The 24,932-nt window shown below is 67.0% G+C and carries 18 protein-coding genes; 16 read left to right on the top strand and 2 right to left on the bottom strand.

Features of this window, described 5'->3' with window-relative positions:
• Positions 1 to 21: 21 nt before the first annotated feature.
• A complete protein-coding gene (gene lysX, locus AC5Y4S_RS25115; protein WP_500035294.1) occupies positions 22 to 3,357 on the bottom strand; it encodes a bifunctional lysylphosphatidylglycerol synthetase/lysine--tRNA ligase LysX in 3,336 nt (1,111 codons plus the stop codon).
• Between the two features lie 404 nt (positions 3,358 to 3,761).
• On the opposite strand from lysX, the gene infC reads away from it, so the two are divergent.
• From infC to AC5Y4S_RS25090, 5 genes are all read left to right on the top strand, one after another.
• Positions 3,762 to 4,370, top strand: coding sequence for a translation initiation factor IF-3 (gene infC, locus AC5Y4S_RS25110; RefSeq protein ID WP_081665070.1), 609 nt, complete (start codon positions 3,762 to 3,764; stop codon positions 4,368 to 4,370).
• Between the two features lie 63 nt (positions 4,371 to 4,433).
• Entirely contained in the window at positions 4,434 to 4,628 is a 195-nt protein-coding gene (rpmI, locus tag AC5Y4S_RS25105) for a 50S ribosomal protein L35 (protein ID WP_067012098.1), read from the top strand.
• Between the two features lie 57 nt (positions 4,629 to 4,685).
• Complete coding sequence (gene rplT, locus AC5Y4S_RS25100) at positions 4,686 to 5,081, top strand: 50S ribosomal protein L20 (protein ID WP_068111278.1); 396 nt, start codon at positions 4,686 to 4,688, stop codon at positions 5,079 to 5,081.
• 9 nt (positions 5,082 to 5,090) lie between these two features.
• The gene (locus AC5Y4S_RS25095) at positions 5,091 to 5,879 is read left to right on the top strand and encodes a TrmH family RNA methyltransferase (RefSeq protein ID WP_500035293.1); all 789 of its coding nucleotides are present in this window, start codon (positions 5,091 to 5,093) and stop codon (positions 5,877 to 5,879) included.
• Between the two features lie 207 nt (positions 5,880 to 6,086).
• Complete coding sequence (locus tag AC5Y4S_RS25090; RefSeq protein ID WP_500035292.1) at positions 6,087 to 6,992, top strand: PE family protein; 906 nt, start codon at positions 6,087 to 6,089, stop codon at positions 6,990 to 6,992.
• 104 nt (positions 6,993 to 7,096) lie between these two features.
• Here the strand turns inward: AC5Y4S_RS25090 and AC5Y4S_RS25085 are convergent, their stop codons facing one another.
• The gene (locus AC5Y4S_RS25085; RefSeq protein ID WP_500035291.1) at positions 7,097 to 8,155 is read right to left on the bottom strand and encodes an oxygenase MpaB family protein; all 1,059 of its coding nucleotides are present in this window, start codon (positions 8,153 to 8,155) and stop codon (positions 7,097 to 7,099) included.
• Between the two features lie 320 nt (positions 8,156 to 8,475).
• On the opposite strand from AC5Y4S_RS25085, the gene AC5Y4S_RS25080 reads away from it, so the two are divergent.
• The 11 genes from AC5Y4S_RS25080 to AC5Y4S_RS25030 all read left to right on the top strand — a co-directional run.
• Positions 8,476 to 9,423, top strand: a complete 948-nt coding sequence (locus AC5Y4S_RS25080; protein ID WP_500035290.1) for a PE family protein — start codon at positions 8,476 to 8,478, stop codon at positions 9,421 to 9,423.
• 100 nt (positions 9,424 to 9,523) lie between these two features.
• Positions 9,524 to 10,447, top strand: a complete 924-nt coding sequence (locus AC5Y4S_RS25075; protein ID WP_500035289.1) for an adenylate/guanylate cyclase domain-containing protein — start codon at positions 9,524 to 9,526, stop codon at positions 10,445 to 10,447.
• A gap of 18 nt (positions 10,448 to 10,465) precedes the next feature.
• Positions 10,466 to 11,272, top strand: a complete 807-nt coding sequence (locus AC5Y4S_RS25070) for a rhomboid-like protein (RefSeq protein WP_500035288.1) — start codon at positions 10,466 to 10,468, stop codon at positions 11,270 to 11,272.
• Positions 11,273 to 11,396: 124 nt separating this feature from the next.
• Positions 11,397 to 12,440, top strand: coding sequence for a phenylalanine--tRNA ligase subunit alpha (pheS, locus tag AC5Y4S_RS25065; protein WP_500035287.1), 1,044 nt, complete (start codon positions 11,397 to 11,399; stop codon positions 12,438 to 12,440).
• Positions 12,440 to 14,926 carry a phenylalanine--tRNA ligase subunit beta gene (gene pheT, locus AC5Y4S_RS25060; RefSeq protein WP_500035286.1) on the top strand — a complete coding sequence of 829 codons (2,487 nt, stop codon included), beginning with the start codon at positions 12,440 to 12,442 and terminating at the stop codon, positions 14,924 to 14,926. The genes pheS and pheT overlap by 1 nt, the downstream gene beginning before the upstream one ends.
• 138 nt (positions 14,927 to 15,064) lie before the next feature.
• The gene (locus AC5Y4S_RS25055; protein ID WP_500035285.1) at positions 15,065 to 16,456 is read left to right on the top strand and encodes a PE family protein; all 1,392 of its coding nucleotides are present in this window, start codon (positions 15,065 to 15,067) and stop codon (positions 16,454 to 16,456) included.
• A gap of 279 nt (positions 16,457 to 16,735) precedes the next feature.
• Complete coding sequence (locus tag AC5Y4S_RS25050; protein WP_500035284.1) at positions 16,736 to 18,286, top strand: PE family protein; 1,551 nt, start codon at positions 16,736 to 16,738, stop codon at positions 18,284 to 18,286.
• A gap of 348 nt (positions 18,287 to 18,634) precedes the next feature.
• The gene (locus tag AC5Y4S_RS25045) at positions 18,635 to 20,161 is read left to right on the top strand and encodes a PE family protein (protein ID WP_500035283.1); all 1,527 of its coding nucleotides are present in this window, start codon (positions 18,635 to 18,637) and stop codon (positions 20,159 to 20,161) included.
• 355 nt (positions 20,162 to 20,516) lie between these two features.
• Positions 20,517 to 21,548, top strand: coding sequence for a PE family protein (locus tag AC5Y4S_RS25040; protein ID WP_500035282.1), 1,032 nt, complete (start codon positions 20,517 to 20,519; stop codon positions 21,546 to 21,548).
• 328 nt (positions 21,549 to 21,876) lie between these two features.
• Positions 21,877 to 23,292 carry a PE family protein gene (locus AC5Y4S_RS25035; protein WP_500035281.1) on the top strand — a complete coding sequence of 472 codons (1,416 nt, stop codon included), beginning with the start codon at positions 21,877 to 21,879 and terminating at the stop codon, positions 23,290 to 23,292.
• Positions 23,293 to 23,899: 607 nt separating this feature from the next.
• Positions 23,900 to 24,932, top strand: a 1,033-nt coding sequence (locus AC5Y4S_RS25030; protein ID WP_500035280.1) for a PE family protein, incomplete at its 3' end; no start/stop codon positions are given.

The raw sequence follows: 24,932 nt of genomic DNA, 5'->3' as shown, positions 1-24,932 counted from the left end.
CGCTGGCAGTGGCGGGCCGGGCTAATGCGGCTTGGCCAGCGGGAACGGCAGGGTTTCGCGGATGCTGCGGCCGGTTATGAGCATGACGAGCCGATCGATGCCCATACCGAGTCCGCCGGTGGGTGGCATCGCGTACTCCATGGCTTGCAGGAAGTCCTCGTCGAGCTCCATCGCTTCGGGATCCCCGCCGGCGGCCAACAGCGACTGCTCCTGCAGGCGGCGCCGCTGCTCCACCGGGTCGGTCAGCTCGCTGTAGGCGGTCCCCAGCTCGACGCCCCACGCCACCAGGTCCCACCGCTCGGCAACGCCGCGCTGACTGCGGTGCGGCCGGGTCAGCGGCGACACGGAGCTGGGGAAGTCGATGTAGAACGTCGGTTGCTCGGTCTTGCCCTCCACAAGGTGCTCGTAGAGCTCCAGCACCACCGCGCCGGAATCCCAATGCGCCCGATACGGAATGTGCAGGGCGTCGGACATCCTGCGCAGGGCGGCCAGTGAGGTGTCGGGATCGATGTGCTCGCCCAGCGCCTCCGATACGGCGTCGTACACGGTCTTCACCGCCCACGTGCCGGAGATGTCGACGGGTTCGAGGCGGCCGTCGCTCCCCGCGCGGGGACGCAGCACGGTCTGCTCGCCGTTGGCGGCCTGCGCGGCGTTCTGGATCAGCTCCCGGCAGCCGTCGATCCACACCTTGTAATCCGCGTGCGCCTGGTAGGCCTCCAGCAGCGTGAACTCCGGGTTGTGGCTGAAGTCGACGCCCTCGTTGCGGAACGCCCGGCCCAGCTCGAACACCCGCTCCACGCCGCCGACGCACAGCCGCTTCAGATACAGCTCCGGCGCGATGCGCAGGAACAGGTCCATGTCGTAGGTGTTGATGTGGGTGACGAACGGCCGGGCGGTGGCCCCGCCGTGGATCTGCTGCAGGATCGGCGTCTCGACCTCGATGAACCCCTTGGCGAATAGGGTTTCCCGAACCGAGCGCAACACCTCGCTGCGGGCCCTGATCAGCTCGCGCGACTCCGGGTTGACCGCCAGGTCGACGTAGCGGGTCCGCACCCGCGCCTCGGGATCGGTCAGCCCCTTCCACTTATTCGGCAACGGGCGCAGGCACTTACCGATCATCCGCCAGTCGCGCACGATCAGCGAGCGGGTTCCCTTTTTTGAAAAGCCCATGTGCCCGGTCATCTCGACCAGATCACCGAGATCGATGGCCGCGGTGAAATCGGCGGTACGGCCGCGTCCGAGATGCGAATTGTCCAGCAGCACTTGCATTTCGCCCGACCAGTCACGCACCTGGGCGAACAGCACTCCGCCGTAGTCGCGGATCCTCAGGATGCGGCCGGCCACCGACACGTCTTCCTGATCGTCGGCGTCCAACGCGGCGGCGATCGAGTGGCTGGGCGGGCACCCCACCGGGTAGGCGTCAACGCCGTTGCGCTGCAATATCTTCAGCTTGGCCAAGCGCACCCGTACCTGCTCGGGCAGGCGCAACCTCGACTCCTCGGCCTCGGCAGCCTTCACCCGGCCCTGCAGATCGCTCACGTCGGGCGTCGACCCGTCGTGGTGCAGCAGCCCGGACTCCGCCAGCCTGGCCGGCACCGCGGGATGATGCCCGGTGTGCACCTTCTCGCGCCGACTGAACGGCAGGACCAGGAAACCCTCCGCGATCACCGAGGCGACGCCGACCCGCGGGATCAGCCGCGCGTCTTCGTAACACGCGTACCGGGGAACCCACTCGGGCTGGTACTTCATGTTCGAGCGGTACAGCGTCTCGAGCTGCCACCATCGCGAGAAGAACAACAGGAACCCGCGCCACAACCGGGCGACCGGACCGGCGCCGAGCTGCGCGCCCTGTTCGAATGCCGAGCGGAACATTGCGAAGTTCAGCGAAATGCGGATGATGCCAAGGGCTTCGGCGTTCAGCGCGAGCTCGCTGACCATGAGCTCGATGGTGCCGTTGGGCGATTGCGGGGAACGCCGCATGAGGTCCAGCGAGACGCCGGTGCTTCCCCACGGGACCAGCGACAGCATCGCGACCACGCGGCCCTCGCGGTCGATGGCTTCCACCAGCAGGCAGTCGCCGTCGGCCGGATCGCCGAGCCGGCCCAGCGCCATCGAAAAGCCGCGCTCGGTTTGGGTGTCGCGCCAGGCGTCGGCGCGCGAGATCGTTTCGGCCATCTCGTCGGCGGAGATGTCGCGGTGTCGCCGGATGCGTACCGTCAGCCCGGCCCTGCGCGCCCGGGTCACCGCCTGGCGCACCCCGCGCATGTCGGGGCCGGACAGCTTGTAGTCGGACGTCCGCAGGATCGCCTCGTCGCCCAGCTCGAGGGCGTTGAGCCCGGCCTCCCGGAAGGCCTGGGCCCCTTGCGAACTGGCGCCCATCACACCCGGCGCCCAGCCGTAGGTCTGGCACAACCCCAACCACGCGTCGATCGCCTGCGGCCACGCCCTCGGGTCACCGATCGGGTCGCCGCTGGCCAAACAGACCCCGATCTCGACCCGGTAGGTGATGGCCGCGCGACCGCTCGGGGCGAACACCACCGACTTGTCGCGGCGGGTGGCGAAATATCCGAGGGAGTCCTGTTTGCCGTAGAGCTCGAGCAGGCCGCGGATCGCGGACTCGTCCTCGCCCGTCAGCGCGTTGTCGGCGCGCTGGGACTGGAACAGCACGATCGTCGCCGCGATCAGCGCGAGCGCTCCGAACAATCCGAAAATCGCGTTGAGCAGAACGTGCGGGCGGCCGGTGAACGCGTCGGGATCGACGATGGAGAACCCCACCACCCGGTTGACGACGTACCAGAAGCGCGAATCGGGCGCCAGGGTGCCCGGCCACATCTCGACCAGGCCCCAGGACGCCAGGATTCCGATCACGAGCCCGGTGACCAGGACCGCGGCCGCCTTGAACAGCGCGGCCTTGCGCACCTTGGCCCAGAACTGCCGATAGGACAGGACCAACAGCACGATCGCGACGATGTGCACGGCGAAGCCGAGGTTCTCCCCGAACGACTCGGCCGCGGTGTTGTCGCCCGCGGCGATGTCGGCGGCGTTCAAAGCGGCGGCCAGGACCATGTTGCCGAGCAGCAACACCCAGGCGATGCGTTTGCGCGCCGTCAGGGCGGCCGCCAGCAGGGCCAGCACGAACGACCACGCGATGCTGGTGTCGGGGAAGTTGAACAGGTAGTCGTTGATGAACTCGCGCGGGACCTTGATCAGCCACCGGATCAGCGGCGACACGCTCGCGATCAGTGACACCGTGGCGATGACGCCGACGGTCCAGCCCGCGGCCGCCGGCACCCAGCGATACCGGGAGCTCGGCTGGCTGCCCGAACGCGGGCCGAAGCGGGACGTAGCGAGGGTCACAGACCGCGAGGATATGCCGTCAAGCCGTGAAAATCCTGGCGAAGCGCCAGGGGAGGCGGGCAGCAATTGGTCGGGATGCGACGCGTGCCGGACGCCCGTCCGGCCGCAGACGTGCAGGAAGACGCGTCATGGCTGCTAAACTATCGACTGCGACCATCCCGGTGAACGCCGGGGACAGTAAGTGGAGTCCCACTCCCACCGTTGGCCACGAGTTTTCTCAAGGTTCAGCGGTCCGGTCACAGGCATCGTGAATGCCTGTTCCGCGTGCTGCGCGGGCGGCTGGAGCAGTTCCAGCGGCGATCGGTCGGCATTGGGCCCTGCTTGTGCAGGGCCTTTTTGCTGATGGTGTGGTGTTCTACCGCTGCGGCCGCCATAAGGAAAAGAAGCCCAACAAGGGAGGCCCCATCAGCACTGAGACCCGCGTCAACGAGCGCATCCGCGTACCTGAAGTTCGATTGATCGGACCCGGGGGAGAGCAGGTAGGCATAGTGCGCATCGAGGACGCACTGCGCGTCGCCGCGGACGCCGATCTCGACCTCGTCGAAGTTGCCCCGAACGCCAGACCTCCGGTCTGCAAGATCATGGATTACGGCAAGTTCAAATACGAGGCGGCGCAAAAGGCGCGCGAATCCCGCCGGAACCAGCAGCAGACCGTCGTCAAAGAGCAAAAGCTGCGACCGAAAATCGACGATCACGATTACGAGACCAAGAAGGGCCACGTAATCCGCTTCCTGGAGGCGGGATCGAAGGTCAAGGTCACCATCATGTTTCGCGGACGTGAGCAGTCGCGGCCCGAGCTGGGCTACCGACTGCTGCAGCGCCTGGGCGCGGACGTCGCCGACTACGGATTCGTCGAAACGTCCGCCAAGCAGGACGGCCGCAATATGACGATGGTGCTGGCACCGCACCGCGGCGCCAAGACCCGCGCGCGGGCGCGCCACCCAGAAGCACCGGGGGGAGGCGCGGCACCCGACACCGATGCGGGAGCCGACGCCACCCCGTCGCCCAACTGACCTGACACGACCGAGTACCAGCCAGTACCGAAGGTGCTGAAAAGTACTGAAAGTAGAGGAAACATGCCCAAGGCCAAGACCCACAGCGGGTCGTCGAAGCGGTTCCGGCGCACCGGCACCGGCAAGATCCTGCGCCAGAAAGCCAACCGCCGGCACCTGCTGGAGCACAAGCCGTCGACCCGGACCCGGCGGCTGGACGGCCGCACCACGGTGTCGGCCAACGACACCAAGCGCGTCAACAAGCTCCTGAACGGCTAGACAGCCGGCACCCGACCATTAGAACCATTTACTGCCAGAACGAGAGTAGGAACATCCATGGCACGCGTGAAGCGGGCGGTCAACGCCCAGAAGAAGAGGCGCAGCGTCTTAAAGGCCTCGAAGGGCTATCGCGGCCAGCGGTCCCGGCTCTATCGCAAAGCCAAAGAGCAGCAACTGCATTCGCTGAACTACGCCTACCGCGACCGTCGTGCGCGTAAGGGCGAGTTCCGCAAGTTGTGGATCTCGCGGATCAACGCGGCTGCACGCGCCAACGACATCACCTACAACCGCCTGATCCAGGGCCTGAAGGCCGCCGGCGTCGAGGTGGACCGCAAGAACCTTGCCGACATCGCGATCACCGATCCGGCGGCGTTCACCGCGCTGGTCGACGTCGCCCGGGCGGCGCTGCCCGAAGACGTCAACGCCCCCTCGGATTCCGGAGAGGCCGCCTAACTGCCGGCGATGCCGGCACCGCTCACCGAACGCTCGGCCAGGGTGGCCGCGGCGGTCAAATTGCATCGGCATGTCGGGCGTCGCCGGGCGGGCCGGTTCCTCGCCGAGGGGCCGAACCTGGTCGGGGCCGCGGCCGCACGCGGGCTGGTCCGCGACGTGTTCGTCACCGAATTCGCGTCGCAGCGGCACGCGGCGCTGCTCGCCTCGCAGCAGTGCCCGGTCCACCTGGTCACGGAGCGCGCCGCAAAGGCGCTGTCCGACACGGTCACCCCGACGGGGCTGGTGGCGGTTTGCGACATGCCGGTGAGTTCCATCGAGGACGTGCTGACGGAGTCGCCGCGGCTGGTTGCCGTTCCCATCGAGATCGGTGAGCCGGGCAACGCGGGCACCCTGATTCGCATCGCCGACGCGATGGGCGCGGGGGCGGTGGTGCTCGGCGGGCACAGCGTTGACCCGTACAACGGCAAGTGCCTGCGCGCGTCGGCCGGCAGCATCTTCTCGATCCCGGTTGTCTCCGCGCCCGACGCCGTCGGCGCGGTCGCCGCGATGCGCGCCGCCGGGTTGCAGGTGCTGGCCACGACGGTGGACGGCGAGACCCGGCTCGACGAGGCGGACCTCGCCGCGCCGACGGCCTGGCTGTTCGGAGCCGAATCACACGGCTTGTCGGCCGAGCTCGCGGCGGCGGCGGACCGCCGCGTACGCATCCCGATGGCCGGCGGCGCCGAAAGCCTCAACGTGGCCGCCGCGGCGGCCATCTGCCTGTACCAGAGCGCTCAGGCGCTCGGCCGCTTCCGCTGAGCCCACGCGGCCGGCGCAGTTGTGATGGAGTTTCCGGCTCAGCCGGTTTGTCGAGGAGCACCAGCGGGTACCTAGTCGCACGTTCACTGAAGGTGAGGCCAGCGCCGGCCTCGGCACCGCATTGCTGTGCACCAGCGAAGGATCGCCCGCCAGTACACTCACTGCTCGATTTCGTGATTGCAGTCGCGAGTCCAAGGGGGACCGACTATGTCGTTTGTAAGCGTGGTACCGGATTTCGTCTCCGCCGCGGCCGGGGAGTTGGAGGGTATCGGCTCCGTGCTGAGCTCGGCCGGCGCGACGGCAGCTGGCCCCACGACCGCGATCGCGCCCGCGGCTCAGGACGAGCTGTCGATTGCGATCGCGCGCCTATTCGGCGACGTTGGACAGGAATTCCAGGCGCTCAGCGCTGAATCCCAGGCATTTTATGACCAGTTTTTGGGCGCATTAACCAGCGCCCCCGCCATGTATGTCGGCACCGAGGTCGCGAATGCCCAGCAGACTTTGCTGAACGCGGTGACCGGACCCGTCGAGGCGTTGGCCGATGGCGGCGGCTTGGGCGCTCTGGCCAGCGCCCTGGAATCCAGCGGCACGAGCCTGCTCACCGGTTTGCTCGATCCACAGATCGCCATTCCTATCATCAATACACTCACCCCGCTCGGTCCGGTGGTGCTGACGCTGTACGGGAACGAATCGCTTCTGGGAGTCACCATTACCTCAGGATCCCTCGAGGTGGGCGCACCGCTCGCGCTGGCCATTGATGCCTTAGGTGCGCCGATCAACGGGGTAGCCGCACTCAACGCGAGTGGTGCGGCATTCGTCGGTGCGGTGCAGACGGGGAACCCGGTGGCGGCCATTACCGCGCTCGTCACTGCTCCCGCAAACGTGGGCAACGGCTTCCTCTACGGCGAGCAAACCGTGACGTTCACCCAGCCGGCGCCTTCGGGTTCGGGATACTCGACTGGGTCGGTGAGCATCCCCTTTGGAGGGCTGTTAGCCCCACTTGAACCCGTCACGTTCAGCCTCACCTCGACTGACGGGACGGTGACCTCCTTCCCGTTGAGCGGAACCGAGTTCGGGGGCCTGTTCGCCGGCATCATGAGCACCGCCGTCTAACCGGCAGTTCGCGGCGCACCTCGGCCGTCCCAAGGTGTGAAATCAACGACGCCCCTTGGCGTGGCGGTCGACCTCTTCGGTTTACAGCTTCGACCCGGGCGCGCTCACGCGGCCCTGGGCCTGCGGCCCCGGGCGGGCCGCAGGCCGGTCAGCGAGAGCGTGCCGTGCACCAACGATCCGGCGCGCTCCATCAGGAACTTGGCGGGGTCCAGGGGGGTACGCGGAGCGAAGCGGGAACGCGGCGGAAAGTAGTGCATCGGCAGCCCGCGGCGGTCGCGCGGGGGTGCCACGAACGACGGCGCCTCCACCAACGGCGCGTCGCTGGGTAGCCGCCCTTCGGCGCGGCGGTAGGCGGCCAGCGCGCGCGGGTGCAGCCGGATCTCGTCGGGCACGGCCAGAAAGGCGAGCTCGACGAGCTTGCCGAACACGCGCAGCAGCACCTCGTCGCCCGGGGTCCAGTGCATGCCCGCCTTCTCGCGAACCGCCGGCTCGAACAGGCCCGCCGCGATCCAGCGCTGGCCGGCCACCAGCGGCCTGAACAGTTGATCCCAGATGGGCGTGGGCATCGGCACGAACTTGGGTTTGGGAATCCGGATCTTGAAGATGTCCAGCGTCGCCTGGTTGATTTCCAGCTCTTCGCGACACACCCGGTCCCAGTACTCCTGGAACTCCTCCCACGACCGGGGTACCGGCCGCATGCTCATGCCATACATGCGGTACCACCGCACGTGCTCGTCGAACAGCTGACGCTTCTCGGCCTCGGTCAGGCCCCCGCAGAAGTACTCGGCCACCTTGATGATCAGCATGAAGAACGTGGCATGCGCCCAGTAGAACGTGTCGGGGTTGAGCGCGTGGTAACGGCGCCCGGTGCCGTCGACACCCTTGATGGTGCGGTGATAGGCCTTGATCTGCTGGCCGGTCTCGGCCGCGCGGTCGCCGTCGTAGACCACGCCCATGATCGGATACACCGAACGCGCCACTCGCTGCAGCGGCTCGCGCAGCAGAATGGAATGCTCTTCGACGCCCGCCCCCAGCTCCGGGTACATGTTCTGGATCGCGCCGATCCAGACGCCCATCATGCCGGTGCGGAGGTCGCCGAAATACTTCCAGGTAAGCGAATCGGGTCCGAGCGGATCGGCGGATGTCGTTGGTATGGCAGTCATCTCGGCCTCCTGCGCCTAACTGCGCTCACGATAACTTTGACAACGCACGTTGTCTACGATTTCGCGGCCGCGTGGCGCAAGTGCTACCGAACGTGTGCGAACGCGTGATGATGGGGTCGGCGCGAGCGCATCGTGCGAACTTCTGTCGCTACGGCAATTCGACCGGGTCAATTTTGCCGCGGCTTCGGCGAATTGATGTCGAGAAGGACTTTCGGCCCTCTGTGAAAAAGGGCCTTCGCAGTTACTATTACTCCACCGCGCGGCTGGCGTTCCGCGCGCGAGCTATTCGGCGAAAGGGTGCTATGTCATTCGTAAGTGTCGTGCCGGACCTAATTACTGCGGCAAGCGCAAATCTGGCGAATATCGGATCTTCGCTGCGCTCGGCCCAGGCCGAGGCGATGGCCCAGACGACCGCGATCGCGGCGCCGGGCGCCGACGAGGTCTCGGCGGCGATCACCTCGTTATTCGGTAGGGCCGGCGACGAATTCCAGGCCCTCGGGGCGCAGGCAGCGGCCTATCACGACAACTTCGTGGGCGCATTAACCGCCGGGGCCGGTCAGTACGTCGGCGCCGAGGCCGTGAATGTCCAGCAAACGTTGGCGAGCGTGGTGACCGCCCCGGTCCAGACCGTATCGGGCGCCCTTACTAACATCAGCACTCCCCTTGGCGCCGTATCGGTCTCGTTTGGCGGCAGCCTGCCCCCGATCGGTCAGAACGGCCCGTTCTCGGGATTCGCTAACGCGACCAACGCGCTGATCGGTACCGCGAACGTGACGGTGGCCGGAAACGTCTTGCCGGGCCCCTCCGGTCCGGGGACGGAATTCCAAGTCACGGGCGGGAGCTTCAACGCGCCTCAGCTGCTTTCGCTTCTCAGCGCTACCGCGGGTCCCGGCGTCTCCGGCAACGCCTCGCTGATGAACAGTGTCAATACACTTATCGGCGATTTGCAATCGGGGAACTTTCCGGGAGCGGCATTGACGCTCGTTAGCGCTCCCGGCAACTATCTGACCGCCATTACGATCGGTTCCACGACGGTCAACATCCCGATCGATACCACGGCCTTTGGTGGGCCGGTCGGCACGCTCAGCATTCCCTTCAATGGGGTTTTTGCCTCCCCGCAGCCGATAACGGCATCGTGGCCAACATTTGACGTCACGGCCGGGGGGACTACTTACCGGGTTCTCGGCGTGAACAACCTTCCCATTGGAAGCACGAATGGCTTCGTTCCCTACGTGCTGGGCGGAATCGCGAGCCTGGTCGGTCTGTAACCGGCGTCCCGGCGTTTGGCGAGGGCGTCTGTTGCGAGGTGTGACACAGACGTGGCGGCTGTCATTGCCCGCTTCTCCTGACAGCACCTAACCTGGCCAAGTGGAACTCGCGCCGCGCGATCCGGACCCGGGCGAGGCCTCGGAGACCGATCTGAAGACTGACCGCGAAGCGGTGGCGACGGCGCCCCCGGCTTCGGAGCGGCGGTCTCCTGCGCGCTGGCTGCACTCCACGAATCACAGCCCCGGCGTGGTGTCGTTTCTGCGCCGAGCGCGACGGCTGTTGCCGGGAGATCCGGAATTCGGCGACCCGTTGTCCACCGCGGGCGAGGGCGGTCCGCGGGCCGCGGCCCGCGCCGCCGACCGTTTGCTGGGGGATCGGGACGCGGCGTCGCGCGAGCTCAGCCTCGGTGTGTTGCAGGTGTGGCAGGCGCTGACCGAGACCGTTTCCCGACGACCGGCGAATCCGGAGGTCACGCTGGTCTTCACCGACCTCGTCGGCTTCTCGACATGGTCGCTGCAAGCGGGCGACGAGGCGGCCCTCACCCTGCTGCGACGAGTGGCACGGGCGGTCGAGCCGCCGTTGCTCGACGCCGGGGGTCACATCGTCAAGCGCATGGGTGACGGGCTCATGGCCGTGTTCCGCGATCCGACGGTCGCCTTGCGGGCATCGCTGGCCGCGAACGAGGCGCTGAAATCGGTTGAGGTGGCGGGTTACACGCCGCGGATGCGGGTCGGGATCCACACCGGCCGGCCGCAGCGAATGGCCGCGGACTGGCTCGGCGTCGATGTGAACGTCGCCGCACGCGTTATGGAACGCGCCACCAAAGGTGGAATCATGGTGTCGAGCTCGACGTTGGACCAGATACCGCAAACCGAGCTGGACGCGTTGGGCATCGTCGCCAAGCGTGCACGTAAGCCCGTATTCGCGGGTAAACCCGCTGGCGTCCCCGCTGACCTGGGGATATATCGCCTCAAGACTCTTAGGGAGTTAACAGCCTTTGATCACACTTCCGAAACAAATTAGTCCACATAATGGATGGCAATGATTGGGGGCATCTTCTCCCGGCTTGCCCGGGTTCGGTTCACCGTTGGGTATGTGGCGGCGCTGCTTGCCATCAGCTGCGCGCTGATCGCGCTCGGCCCGCACGCGCATGACGTGCTCGTCCAGCGGGCCAGCACCAACCTGCACAACCTGGCCCACGGCCACGTGGGGACTCTGTTGGGCAGCGCGCTGGTCGTCGACGCCGGACCGCTGTACTTCTGGTTGCCGTTCCTGACCTGCCTGCTCGCGCTCGCCGAGCTGCACCTGCGCACCATCCGGCTGGTGGTGGCGTTCCTGGTCGGCCACATCGGCGCCACCCTGCTGGTGGCCGCCGCCCTCGCCGCGGCGGTCGAGTTCGGCTGGATGCCGGTGTCGATCACCCGGGCCAGCGATGTCGGGATGAGCTACGGCGCCCTGGCGGTGCTTGGAGCGATGACGGCGGTGATCCCCGCGCGGTGGCGCGCGGCGTGGGTCGGTTGGTGGGTCGCGGCGGGCCTGGCCTCGGCGATCATCGGCGGCGATTTCACCGACGCGGGCCACACCGCGGCCGTCGTGCTGGGCGTGCTGGTGTCCGCCCGGTTCCGGCAGCCGATCCACTGGACGCCGACGCGGCTCGTGATGCTTGCGGCGTCCTCGGGCTTCGGTTTCCTGATCCTGGCGCACCACTGGGGGACGATGGCCGCCGCGCCGGTGTTCGGGGTGCTGGGCGCGCTGGCGGCCCACAAGGCCTATCAATTCGTCACCGGACGCGGTGTGGTGCCGGTTCTGCCGGTTGACGCGGCTCCGGAGCCGGTCGCGACCGGCTAATCACCCGCCGGCCAACGGCCCGGCACGCACCGAGCGTCGCGCACCGAATCACCTATGATCGGCACTTGCGCTGGGCGCATGCCGGCGCGTTCAACAGCCTCGTCAGCAAGGAGAGTGCCGCCGCGTGGGCGATCAACCCGTCGACCTGTCGCCGGAAGCGTTGGCCGAGGCGGTCTCGGCCGCCCGCCGGGCCATCGCGGGCGCCGACGATCTGGACGCGCTGGCGCGGGTCAAGACCGAGCACCTGGGGGACCGCTCGCCACTGGCGCTGGCGCGACAGGCGCTGGGCAACCTCCCGAAAGCTGAGCGCGCCGAGTACGGCAAACAAATTAACGCCGCACGCGCCGAGGTCCAAACCAGCTACGACGAACGGCTGGCGGAACTGCGCGCCGAGCGCGACGCCGCGGTCCTGGTCGCCGAGGGCATCGACGTCACGTTGCCGTCGACCCGACAGCCACCGGGTGCCCGGCACCCGATCACGATCTTGGCCGAACACATCGCCGACACCTTCATCGCGATGGGATGGGAGCTGGCCGAGGGACCCGAGGTCGAAACCGAGCAGTTCAACTTCGACGCCCTGAATTTCCCGGCCGACCACCCCGCCCGCAGCGAACAGGACACCTTCTACGTCGCGCCCGAGGATTCCCGCCAGCTGCTGCGCACCCACACGTCGCCGGTCCAGGTCCGCACGCTCTTGGAACGCGAGCTGCCCGTCTACATCGTTTCGATCGGCCGCACGTTCCGCACCGACGAACTCGACGCCACCCACACGCCCGTCTTCCACCAGGTCGAGGGCCTGGCCGTGGACCGCGGCCTGTCGATGGCGCACTTGCGTGGGACGCTGGACGCGTTCGCGCGCGCCGAGTTCGGGCCGACTGCGCGCACCCGCATCCGGCCGCACTTCTTCCCGTTCACCGAACCGTCCGCCGAGTTCGACGTGTGGTTCGCCAACAAGAAGGGCGGCGCGGACTGGGTGGAGTGGGGCGGCTGCGGAATGGTGCATCCAAACGTGTTGCGCGCCGCCGGAATTGACCCCGACGTCTACTCCGGCTTCGCCTTCGGCATGGGCCTGGAACGCACCCTGCAATTCCGCAACGGGATCCCGGACATGCGCGACATGGTCGAGGGCGACGTCCGGTTTTCGCTGCCGTTCGGCGTGGGTGCCTGATGCGCGTCCCCTTGAGCTGGCTCCGCGAGGTCGTGACGGCCGGCGCCCCGGGCTGGGACGCGACCCCCGGCGACATCGAGCAGACCCTGGTGCGCATCGGCCACGAGGTCGAAGAGGTCGTCACCCTCGGCCCGGTCGACGGCCCGCTGACCGTCGGGCGCGTCACCTCCATCGAAGAGCTCACCGAATTCAAGAAGCCCATCCGCGCCTGCCTGGTGGACGTCGGCGAGGACAAGCCACGCGAGATCGTCTGCGGGGCAACCAACTTTACGGTCGGCGATCTGGTGGTGGTGGCGTTGCCCGGCACCACGCTGCCCGGCGGCTTTGCCATCACCGCCCGCAAGACCTACGGCCGCAGCTCCGACGGCATGATCTGCTCGGCCGCCGAACTCGGCATGGGCGCAGACCATTCCGGGATCCTGGTGCTGCCACCCGAAACCGCCGCGCCGGGCGACTCGGGCGCCGACGTGCTCGGCCTCGACGACGTCGTTTTCCACCTGGCGATCACTCCCGATCGCGGCTACTGCATGTCGGTGCGGGGCGTGGCGCGCGAGATCGCGTGCGCCTACGACCTCAACTTCGTCGACCCGGCCGACATCAAACCGCTGCCGGCCGAGGGGGAGGCGTGGCCGCTCACGGTGGACCCCGAGACGGGCGTGCGCCGGTTCGCGCTGCGCCCGGTCACCGGGATCGACCCGACCGCCGTGTCGCCGTGGTGGCTGCAGCGCCGGCTGCTGCTGGCCGGCATCCGCGCGACGTCGCCCGCGGTGGACGTCACCAACTACGTGATGCTCGAGCTCGGCCACCCCATGCACGCGCACGACCGCAATCGCATCACCGGGGGCCTCGCGGTGCGGTTCGCGCGGCCCGGCGAGACCGTCGTCACGCTGGACGACATCGAGCGGCGGCTCGATCCGGCCGACGTTCTCATCGTCGATGACCAGGCGACCGCGGCGATCGGCGGCGTCATGGGCGCGGCCACCACCGAGGTGCGCGACGACTCCACCGACGTGCTGCTGGAGGCGGCCGTGTGGGACCCGGCGGGCGTGTCGCGCACCCAGCGACGGCTCCACCTGCCCAGCGAGGCGGCCCGCCGCTACGAGCGCTCCGTCGACCCGGCCATCTCGGTCGCCGCCCTGGACCGGTGCGCCGCGCTGCTCGCCGAGATCGCCGGGGGTGTGGTGTCGCCGACGCTGACCGATTGGCGGGGCGATCCGCCGCGCGAGGACTGGTCGCTCCCACGGATCCGGATCAGCGTCGACCTGCCGGACCGCATAGCCGGGGTGGCCTACGCCCCGGGCACGACGGCCCGGCGCCTCACCCAGATCGGCGCGGTGGTGGCCGAAAACGACGACACCCTGATCGTGACGCCGCCGAGTTGGCGCCCCGACCTGTTGCAGCCCGCCGACCTCGTCGAGGAGGTCATGCGGCTGGAGGGGCTGGAAGTCATCCCGTCGGTGCTGCCGGCGGCCCCGGCAGGGCGGGGCCTCACCGCGGCCCAGAAGCGGCGCCGCGCGATCGGCAAGTCGCTGGCTCAATCCGGTTACGTGGAGATTCTGCCGACGCCGTTCTTGCCCGCCGGCATCTTCGACCTGTGGGGCCTGCCCGCCGACGACCCGCGGCGCGCGACCACGCATGTGCTCAACCCGCTGGAAGCCGACCGCCCGGCGCTGGCCACCACGCTGCTGCCGGCGCTGTTGGAAGCCTTGGGGCGCAACGTATCTCGCGGCATCGTCGACGCCGCGCTGTTCGCCCTGGCGCAGGTTGTTCAGCCGACCGAAGAGACCCGCGGCGTCGAGCTCATCCCGGTCGACCGTCGGCCCACCGACGCCGAGATCGCGATGCTGGACGCATCCCTGCCGCGACAACCGCAGCACGTCGCCGCGGTGCTGGCCGGCCTGCGCGAACCGCGCGGCCCCTGGGGTCCCGGCCGCCGAGTGGAAGCCGCGGACGCGTTCGAGGCGGTGCGAATCGTGGCGCGGGCCAGTGGGATTGACGTTCGCTTGCGGGCGGCCCAGCACCTGCCGTGGCACCCGGGCCGGTGCGCCGAGGTGCTCGTCGGGCAGACGTGCGTGGGTTATGCGGGCCAGCTGCACCCCGCGGTGATCGAGCGCTCCGCGCTACCGAAGGGCACCTGCGCGATGGAGCTGAACCTCGACGCGATCCCCATCGTCGACGTGCTGCCGGCGCCGCGGGTGTCGCCGTTTCCGGCCGTGTTCCAGGACGTCAGCCTGGTGGTGGCGGCGCACGTGCCGGCCCAGGCCGTGGCGGACGCCGTTCGCGAGGGGGCCGGCGAACTGCTCGAAGACCTGCAGCTGTTCGACGTGTTCACCGGTCCGCAGATCGGCGAGAACCGCAAATCCCTGACCTTCGCACTGCGCTTCCGGGCACCGGATCGCACGCTGACCGAGGACGACGCGAGCTCGGCCCGCGACGCCGCCGTGCGACGCGCCGCCGAGGTGGTCGGCGCCGAACTGCGCGCTTGAGACCGGCGCCCGCCGGATCTACGACCCCCTCGCGCGGTTTTCTACGCCATTTGGCCGATGGTCTTCGTCGGCCGACGCCGAAAAGTTCTTACTTGCCAGTAAGAACTGGTGATCGGGCAAACAGTCGAGGGGATTGGTATGTCGTTTGTGAGCGTGGCGCCGGAGCTGCTGCAGGGAGCCGCACAGCAGTTGGCGGGTGTTGGTTCGTCGCTGGCCGAGGCCGCCGCGACCGCGACGGGTCCCACCACCGAGATCGCCGCCGCCGCCGGCGACGAGGTGTCGGTCGCGATCGCCGCGATGTTCGGCAATGCCGGGCGGGAATTCCAGGCGATGAGCGCACAGGCCAAGGCCTTTCACTCGGAGTTCGTCTCGATGATGGACGCTGGGGCTGGCGCCTATGCGAGTGCGGAGGCGGCCAACGTCGAGCAAGTCCTGCTGGACTTCGGCGCCACTGTCGCGGCCCCGTATCAGGCGTTGGTCGCGAACACGGCGAACAATTTGCAAAGCCTCGGAAGCGTGATCAGCGCGAACCCCGCGCCGCTCCTGAACCAGTTCCTCAGCAACCAACTCGGGTATGGCCGGGCCGTCGCGACGGGATTCCAGAGCGCGGTGGCGAACCTGCCCGCCGAGCTGGCCAATTTGCCGGCAAACATCTCGGCGTTCTCGTCGATCAACCCGGTGTCCCTCGCGCAGCAGGTCGTGGACCAACAAATCGGCTATGTCCAGTTGATCGCCACCTCGCTGCAGAACGCCGACAACGATTTCATGGCAGGTTTGACCGCGCTGCCGGCGAACCTGCAGACCGGTCTTCAAACCATCATGTCCGGGGACGTCACCGGAGGCCTGCTCCAAGTCGGCGGCGCCTTCTTGGCCCCCGTCTTCACGGACCTCAACGTCAACGTGGACCCCGTCACCGGGCTCCTTGATATCGTGCCCGGCGGCGCGTTGGGGGACCTGCTACCCATCCTCGGCATCCCCGCGCAGATGGCGCAGAATTTCACGAATCTGCTTCCGGCCGGGACGATTCCGGCAACGGTGGCGCAGCATGCGACCAATTTGTTCGCAACGCTGACGGATGTGTCCCAGACCCTGGATCTCAACACCGGCAACCTGCACATCGGGTTGCCCGTGGTGCTCGCACTTGACGCGCTGGGCCCGCCGATCACCACGCTGCAGGCGGTCGGATCGAGTGCGAGCGCGTTCATCGGCGCGGTGCAAACCGGCGATGGGCTGGGGGCGGTCGCCGCACTGATCGATGCCCCCGCCGTCATCGCCAACGGCTTCCTCAACGGCCAGGCAGCGCTGCCGCTGCCGTCCCTGCTCGGCGGTCCCGGCGGCTTCGAAACGATCACCGCGATCCCGGTCGGTGGGGTTCTCACGCCCCTGCAGTTCGCCTCGCTCAGCATCCCGGCGTTCGGGCCAGGATCCATCACGCTGAGCGGCACAGCCTTCGGGGGGATCCTGCCGGGCCTGCTGGTCTTCCTTCCCGAAACCCTCGCGCAGGCGATCGGCGCGCCGCCGCTCGGATAGCCGTGCGGCTACCTTGAGCTGCGGTGTTGGGCGCACCGCGTCCGAAACGGTTCGCAAGCGTAACGATTTTCGGGAAATCCTTGCGCCCGTATTGACAAAAGGTGACGCCTTATTAGACTCACGTCTGTCTTGCTTACCCGCGGGTAAGTTTACTGCTCGGTAAGCGACAGCAAGAAGAGTCGAGGGGGGCCTCGTGCACGTCCGTGCGCGGGGCCTTATTCGGCTGTGTCCATGTGGGTGACCACTGGTCATCGTCCAGTGGCCGAGGAGAGGGTGGATATGTCATTTGTGATCGCAACGCCGGACCTGGTCGAAAGCGCGGCCACGGATTTGGCGGGGATTCGTTCGTCGCTGGTCGAGGCGGCAGCGACCGCGGCGGCTCCCACGACCGGGATCGTGACCGCGGCCCAGGACGAGGTTTCGCTTGCGATCGCATCGATGTTCGGCAACTTCGGCGAGCAATTCCAGGCGGTCAGCGCGCAGGCGCACGCCTTTCATCAGCAGTTCGTCTCGTTGATGAATGCCGGCGCGGGCGCCTACGCCAGCGCCGAGGCCGAGAACGCCGCGCAGACGGTGCTGGGCGGCGGGATCGAGCAGAGCCTCGGTGGGGTCGCCGGGGAGATTCAGTCTGGCGCACAAGCGATTTCGAAAGTGATCGCCGGCTCGCCGATTGGTTTGGGTTCGCTTCCGACGGGCGGGGCGTCCGCGCTGATGAGCGGAATCGGATCGTTTGGCGCCGCGGTGGCCGCGCCGTACCAGACGCTGGTCTCGAATACCGTCACCAACGTGCAGGCCATCGGCAACACCGTGGCGAGCAATCCGTTCCCTTTCCTGCACCAACTCGTCAATAACCAGATCTTCTACGGGCAGACGATCGCGACCGGTATTCAAAACCTGCCCGCCACGTTGGCCAATTTGCCGGCGACGATTCAGACTGCGCTGCAAGGCCTTTCGACGGTCAATCCCGGTGCAGTGCTACAGCAGCTGATCAGCAACCAGATCGGCTACGGGCAGACCGTCGTCACGGGTCTGCAAAGCGCCGCCCATGATCTCGTCACCGGAATCCAAACACTGCCGGGGGGCTTCCAGACGGCCGCCCAGGACCTCCTCGCCGGGGACAACGGTGGCGCATACGGCGCAATCAACCAAGCCCTCATCAATGCCTTCCTCCCGGGCTTCAACGGCGTTCAGGTCGGGTCGGATCCATCGACGCTCGTTACCGATATCGTGCCGATAGGTCCGTTGGGGGACTTGGCGCCCATCGTGGCCATCCCCGGACAGATGGCGCAGAACGTCGCCAACCTGTTCCCCGCCGGAACCATTCCCGCGCAAATTGCGCAGCACGCGACGAATCTGATCAGCGCCTTCACCAACCTGGGGACAACGCTGACCATCTCGAACACGGCCGAGCTGAGCTTTGGGATCCCGCTGCAACTGATCTTGGACGGGATCGGCGGGCCAGCGAATGCGCTCAGCGCGCTCAACTCGACCGGCGCGGCGCTGGTCGGCGCGGCGCAGGCCGGGAACGCGTCGGCGTTCGCCGCCACCTTCCTGGACGCCCCGGCCGTCGTCGCCAACGCCTTCCTCAACGGCACCACCGTCGTGACGTTGCCTCCGGCGACCGTTTCGCTGCTCGGCCTTTCCCTCCCCTCGACGACCTACCTGACCCTCGGCGGGATCCTCGCTCCGCTCACTACCCCCGAGGTCTTGGTTGATCTGGATGGATTCCCGTTGCAGCTCCAACTCACAGGTGGAACCCCGATCGGTGGGCTGATTCCCGGGCTGCTCAGCTTCCCAGCCCAGCTGGCGGCGGACATCGCCGCATCCTGATCGGCCGTCACCCATTCGTTGAGGGGCGGGGCGTCGGAGTTGGCCGGCGTCCCGCCCTTCGTCGCATCCCGGCGGGCCTCTCGAGCTGCGGATTTGGCGCGTCACCCCGAGAACATCGCCAACCGTAGCGAAAGCTGTGAAAACGCAAATTGTCTTTTTCGTTGCGGCCGGGGGCTTATTAGGCTCGTGTCTGTCAAGGGTTACTGCTGGGTAAGTTCCCGGCCGGTAACCGGCAGCGAATGACTCATGTGGGGTTTCGCGCCGCGCCGGCGCGGGGTCCTCGGTGGTCTCGTACTGAATATCGGATGACCACGGGTCATCCAGCTAGTGCCCGAGGAGAGAGTGGAAATGTCGTTTGTGATCGCAACGCCGGACCTGGTGCAGACCGCGGCCCAGGATCTCGCCGGTATTCGTTCGTCGCTTGCGGAGGCCGCGGCGTCGGCGGCCGGTCCCACGACCGGCATCGCCACGGCCGCCCAGGACGAGGTATCGGTCGCGATCGCATCGATGTTCGGCAACTTCGGCCAGGAATTTCAGGCGCTGACCGTCCAGGCGCAGGCCTTTCATCAGCAGTTCGTCTCCTTGATGAACGCCGGGGCGGGCGCCTACGCGAGTGCAGAGGCCGCCAACGCCGCCCAGGTCGTCGCTGGCGAGATTCAGTCTGGCGCGCAAGCGATTTCGAACGCGATCGCCAGCTCGCCCATCGGTCTGGGTTCGCTCCCCACGGGCGGTGCCTCCGCGGCGATCACCGGCCTCAACTCGTTCGGCGCCGCGGTGGCGGCGCCGTACCAGGCGCTGGTCTCTAACACGGTCACGAACCTGCAGGCGATCGGAAGCACCTTCACCGCCAACCCGTTCCCGTTCCTGCACCAGCTCGCCAACAACCAGATCGGCTACGCGCAAACGATCGGATCGTCGATCGTGACCGGCATCCAAAACCTGCCCGCCGAGCTGGCCAGCTTGCCGGCGGCCATCCAGACCGGCATCCAGGGCCTTTCGACGGTGAACCCCGGTGCGCTGCTGCAGCAATTGGTCACCAACCAGATCGGCAACGCCCAGACCGTCGTCACGGGGCTGCAGAATGCCGGCACCGACCTCGTCACCGGGCTGAGCGGCTTGCCCGCCAGCTTCCAGGCGGCCGGTCAGGCCCTCGCCGGCGGCGACATCCAGGGCGCGGTGAACGCCGTCGCGCAGGGCTTGGAAAATGTCGTGCTGCCCGGTTTCCAGCCCATCAGCTTCGACATCAGCCAACTGGGGTCGCCCACCGCGACGCTCCTACCAGTCACCCCGCTCGGCCCGCTGGGAGACCTCGCACCGATCCTCGCCATCCCCGGACAGATGGCGCAGAACGTCGCCAACCTGTTCCCCCCGGGCTCCATCCCCGCGCAGATGGCGCAGAACTTCACCAACGTGGTTGAGACACTCACCAACTTCGGGGCGACCTTTAACCCAGGGGACCTCGGCATCACGTTCGGCTTGCCCTTGCAGTTCCTGCTAGACGCGATCGGCGCGCCGGCCAACGCGCTGAGCGCGCTGAACTCCAGTGCGCTCGCGATTGTCACGGCGGTGCAGACGGGCGACCCGCTGGGGGCCGCGGCGGCGCTGATTGGTGCTCCGGGCGCCATCGCGAACGGCTTCCTGAATGGACAGACGTTCATCAGCCTGCCGACGCTGCCCGTCACGGTGACGGTTGCCGGCCAGCCGCTCTTGACCCTCAACTCGGTGGCCGAGGTCCCCTTGGGTGGGCTTCTCACTCCGCTCAGCCCCATTCAGCTCGGCGGGGGTGGGGGCCCGCTTCCGGGCACTCAAATCGGTGGCCTCATCCCGGGCCTGCTTAGCTTCAGGTCGCAACTCGCGGCGGTCATCACCCCCTGACGTCGCCGTCGCGAGCCGGCCTTTCGGCGGTATAGCCGCACTAAAACCGCCGTTTCTCGGCGTGGTGAATGGGGTGCGACTAAGCCCAGAATCATCTCGATGGCCGTCGGGCGACCGTCGTATGAAGCGGTGGGGGACCGGCCTGCTGATCGACGCGCCCCAGCAACTCGCACTTCGCGATCACCCCTCGATCGGCGCCGCTCGGCTCGGGTGGGGCGCTTTCGTGGCGAAATCGTGACGCCACACATGCCACGAAAATGCGCAATTTCCTCCGCTCGCACACTGGTCCCTTTAACCTCATGTTTATCTTGGTCACCATTTGGTGATCCTCCTGATGAGCCGATGGGAGACGGCGATGTCGTTTGTCATTGCGCAGCCGGAATTAGTCCAGGCGGCCGCCCAGAACCTGGCGGGAATCCGCTCAGCGCTCAGCGAGGCGAGCGCCGCCGCCGCCGGCCCGACGACCGGGGTGGTGCCTGCGGCCCAGGATGAGGTGTCGGGCGCCATCGCGGCGCTGTTCGACAGCTTCGGCCAGGAGTATCAAGCCATCAATGCGCAAGCGCAGACGTTTCACGCCCAGTTCGTCAACCTGATGAACGCCGGCGCGGGGGCTTACCTCACCACGGAAGCAGCCAACGCGGAGCAGGCCCTGGCGAGCGCAGTGAACGCTCCGGTGCAGGGGCTGATCGGGGGAGGCGCGGCCGCCGCGACTAGCGACGCGCTCGGAATCGCGGGCCCGTACGAAAGCCTGGCCGCGAATACGGCCGCCAATCTGCAGGGCATCGGCAACACCTGGACCACCGTCACTGCGCCCGCCGTGTTCAAGGCGATGAGCACCTACGTCAACCCGCAGCTGTTCCTCGGGGCGTTGCAGACCGGCAACCCGCTGCCCGTGCTGAGCACGGGCGGGCAGTTCGCGCTGGGCTCCGCCAACCTTTTCCGCGACCTGATCGTTCCCGTCTCGCTGACCGTGACGTCCATTAATCCGCCATCGTTTGCCGTCGGCCTGGGACTGCCGGAGTTGCTGGCTTTTGACGCGTTGGGCGCGCCGGTCAACGCCGGCCTCGCGGCATCACTAAGCGGCGCAGCGTTTCTCGAGGCCGTTGGCACGGGCAACCCACTGGCGGCGTTCACCGCGTTCGTCGACGCCCCCGCCAACATCGCCAACGCTTTCCTCAACGGCGAGCAGACGCTGCCCGTGCTGCTGGCGCCTGGCCTGACGGCCGACGTCCCCTTCTCCGGGCTCCTCGTGCCCGTGCAACCGTTTACGACGACGGCGTCGCTCCTCGGGACTTCGATCAGCGTCAGCGGCCCGCCCGTCGGCGGAATCATTCCCGCCCTGCTGGATTACGCGCCCCAACTGCTTGCGTCGTCCTTCGGCGGCTAATTGACGTGCCTCCCGGCGCATGCCGAACGCACGTCTATGTTCGGCGGCCCGAATTTGGCGGGTTGCTTCCGCGGCGTCAGCGGCGCATGACTCGCCACCGGAAGAGGATCGTCCGGCTCTTGGACCATGTTGTCGCGGAACCGGTTTCGGCCATGCCGCGTTGAGCTGACGCCACGCTGCACTGGTCGCTCGCTCCAGGGAGCGGGGCGTCCTCAATTTATTGACGTCAACACAAATTTTTGGTTTGCCGAATCAAATCGGCTATTCAACTCGTGTTTACTTTGCGTTTCCCCGGGTAGCCCGTGCCGATGAATCGAGGTGGCAGGGCATGTCGTTTGTGATCGCGGTGCCGGAGGCAGTTGAGGCGGCGGCCGGTGATTTGGCGGGTATCCGGGCCTCGGTGGTCGACGCGACGGCGTGGGCTGCGGGCCCCACGACGGCGATACAGCCCGCCGCGGCGGACGAGGTATCGGCTCTCGTCTGCGCGATGTTCGCCAAGGTGGGCCAGCAATTTCAAGGGCTTGGCGCCCAGGCCCAAGCGTTTCATGCTGAGTTCGTCAAACTGATGAACACGAGCTCGGCCGCCTATGCGGGCGCCGAGCTCGCCAACGCCGAACAGGCTGTGGGCAACGCCGTCACCGCGCCCGTGGAGGCAGGGGTCGGCGGTGCCGAGAGCGTCGGCGCCGCCGGCCTGCTGGGCGGAATCCTTGGCGGTGGAACGTCGGGCGGGCCGCTCTTGGGCGGCGTGGGTTCACTCGGCGGCGTCGTGGGCCCGCTAGGAAACCAGGGCTCACTCGGAAGCAGTCTGGGAACCCTCTTGACGAGCGCCCTTCCCGCGCTGCCCACAACACTTACCGGCGCTACGAATCCCTTGGCCGGCGTTGCGAATTCGCTACTTCCAGGGCTGTTGAACATCCAAGCTAGCTCGGGCCCCTACTTCACCGGGATCGCGGGACCATACGAAGCGCTCGTCTACAACACGGCGAACAACCTTCAGAGTCTGGTGGGCGGTTGGTTGGCCGATCCATTTCCGTTCCTGCGGCAGGTCGTCGCCAACCAGATGAGCTACGGCCAGACTATTGCGACGGCACTGCAGACCGGCGACTACCAGTCCGTGGCTGCCATACCCAGTCATATCGCCCAGAACGTCGCCAATGTCGTTGGGACGCTGACGAATACCGGCGTCACTTCATCACTGGTGGTGCAGTCGCTCACGGTCCCGACCGACGTGACGCTGGACAACGCCGTCGGGCTGCCGATGGTGTTCGCCGCCAGCCTGATGGGACCGCCCGCCGCCACGATCGATGCTGCCGCCTACAGTGTGGCGACGTTCGCGATGGCCGTCCAGGCTGGGAACGCCCCCGCGGCATTCGCGGCGCTCGTTGATGCACCCGCCTTCATCCTCAACGGTTTCTTGAACGGCCAGGCGACATATCCCTACGCGCTCAACCTATCCAGTCTCACCGGGGCCGCCATCGGAAACATCGCAAACGTCACGGTGGTCGCCGACTTCCCGCTCGACGGAATACTTCACGCGCCCGGCTACTACCCCGTGACGGCGACGGTGACGCTGCTCGGCAACACCGTTCTGCCCCCCGTTAACGTCAGCATCGGGGGCGGCAGCACGCCCTTCAGCGGTCTGCTGCCCTTCCTTGTGAATTACGCACCGCAACAGCTCGCCCAGGCGATCGGCGCGCCCGCGTCGCCCCCGCCGGTGATCTCGATCACTCTCCCAACCTTCTAGTTCGGGGTCCCGGGACGGGTGTTGGCGGAAAGCCCCTGTCGTTCCAGCATTTTCGGTACGCGGATACCAGTTTGGTCTACCTTGACGTGCGGCGGCACGCCTGGCCCCTGCCGGTGGTCCGGCGGTTCCCTACCGCTCGACCGGACAATTCGGCGTGCCCCTGTTCAACCGAACGTCGCGACGGACGGTCGCGGAAACGGCTTGTCATTCTCTTGTTTTCGGTACGCGAATACCAATAATGGATAAAATCGCGTTGCGATGTTTAAAACAGTCGCCGTCCGGAAACCTCCTTATTCGGCACACGCCAAACGTGGTGAGCTGCAGCCCAAATGCAACGACGAGGGAGGGGCGAACGGACTGAAAATTGTTCAATAGCAAGGGCTTTGTACCTTAAGTATCGCGACCGCCGCGCCTACGGTATGCTAAGTTTCGTTCGGACCAGACATCGGGGGCATTCGGGTCGCGCATAACCATAAATAGACGCGCCAGACCCTGTTGAAAACAGTCATTCTCGAATGTGCTTGTGTGGCACACCATTACGCTCGCCTTGCCTCGATAATTCAGGCTTACAAACGTATATGTCGTTCATTCGCGTGGGGAGATGAACATGTCTTTCGTCGTTGCAGTTCCCGATCTTGTCGAGGTGGCAGCCCAAGATCTTGCGGGTATTCGCTCGTCCCTGGATGAGGTCACCCAGGCGATAATCGCCCCGACCACAAGCTTGGCGCCCGCAGCGGGCGACGAGGTATCGGCCGCCATCGCCGCGCTTTTCGGGAACTTCGGTAAGGAGTACCAAGCGCTCAGCGCCCAGGCGGCGGCGTTTCACAACGCGTTCGTCAACACGTTGGGCGGTGGGGCGGCCGCATATGCGACGGCCGAGGTTGCCAACAGCGCCGCGATGCTCTCGGGCGGCGGGAACTTTGCCGCCGAGATCGGTGGCGCGATTTCGGGTTTGGGTGCCGCGATCAACGCGTCGCTGTCGGCCGGCTTGACCAGCAGCCTGGGAGCCGGGCTTGGTGGCACCGTCGAAACGCTCTTCGGCGCCGGGCTCAGCGGAATCGCTTTCCAGACCGGTGGCCTGTTCCTGTCGGGTCTCGGCAACGGGCTAGTCCAAACCGGCAACGCCATCGTCCAGGCCGGAGTCGCCCTTGAAAATGCTGGCGCTGCCCTGTCGGCCATGGGTGGTCCGCTCATTGCTCAGGCCAACGCCGCCCTTCAGGCGCTGCTGAACGCCAACTTCGGCCTTGACCTCAACGCGGCCTTGTCGGCCAGCCTGGGCGGCAGCCTGAATGGGTTGGCCGCCAACCTCGCCGCTGGAATTAACGGACTGGGTAATTTGGCCGGCAACCTCGGGGTGGGTCTCAACGGGGCGCTTCAGACCGGTGAGACGCTGGCGGCGAACTTCCTTGCGTCGCTGCCGGGTCTGCCGGCCCTGACGATTCCGAACCTGGGTGCGGACATCAACGCCGCGTTGAACGCGGTGTTGTCCGGGGCGTTGACGCTGCCGCCGATCAACTTGACGCTGCCGGGGTTGCCGAGCTTCACGTTGCCGCCGTTCCCGGGGTTGCCGGCGATCACGCTGCCCAATTTGGGGGCGGACATCAACGCGGCCTTGAATGCGGCGCTGAATTTGACGCTGC

Source organism: Mycobacterium sp. NGS64 (assembly GCF_059812245.1).
The sequence above is the reverse complement of the archived record's forward strand: the minus strand, read 5'-3'. Positions and strand labels throughout refer to the sequence as shown.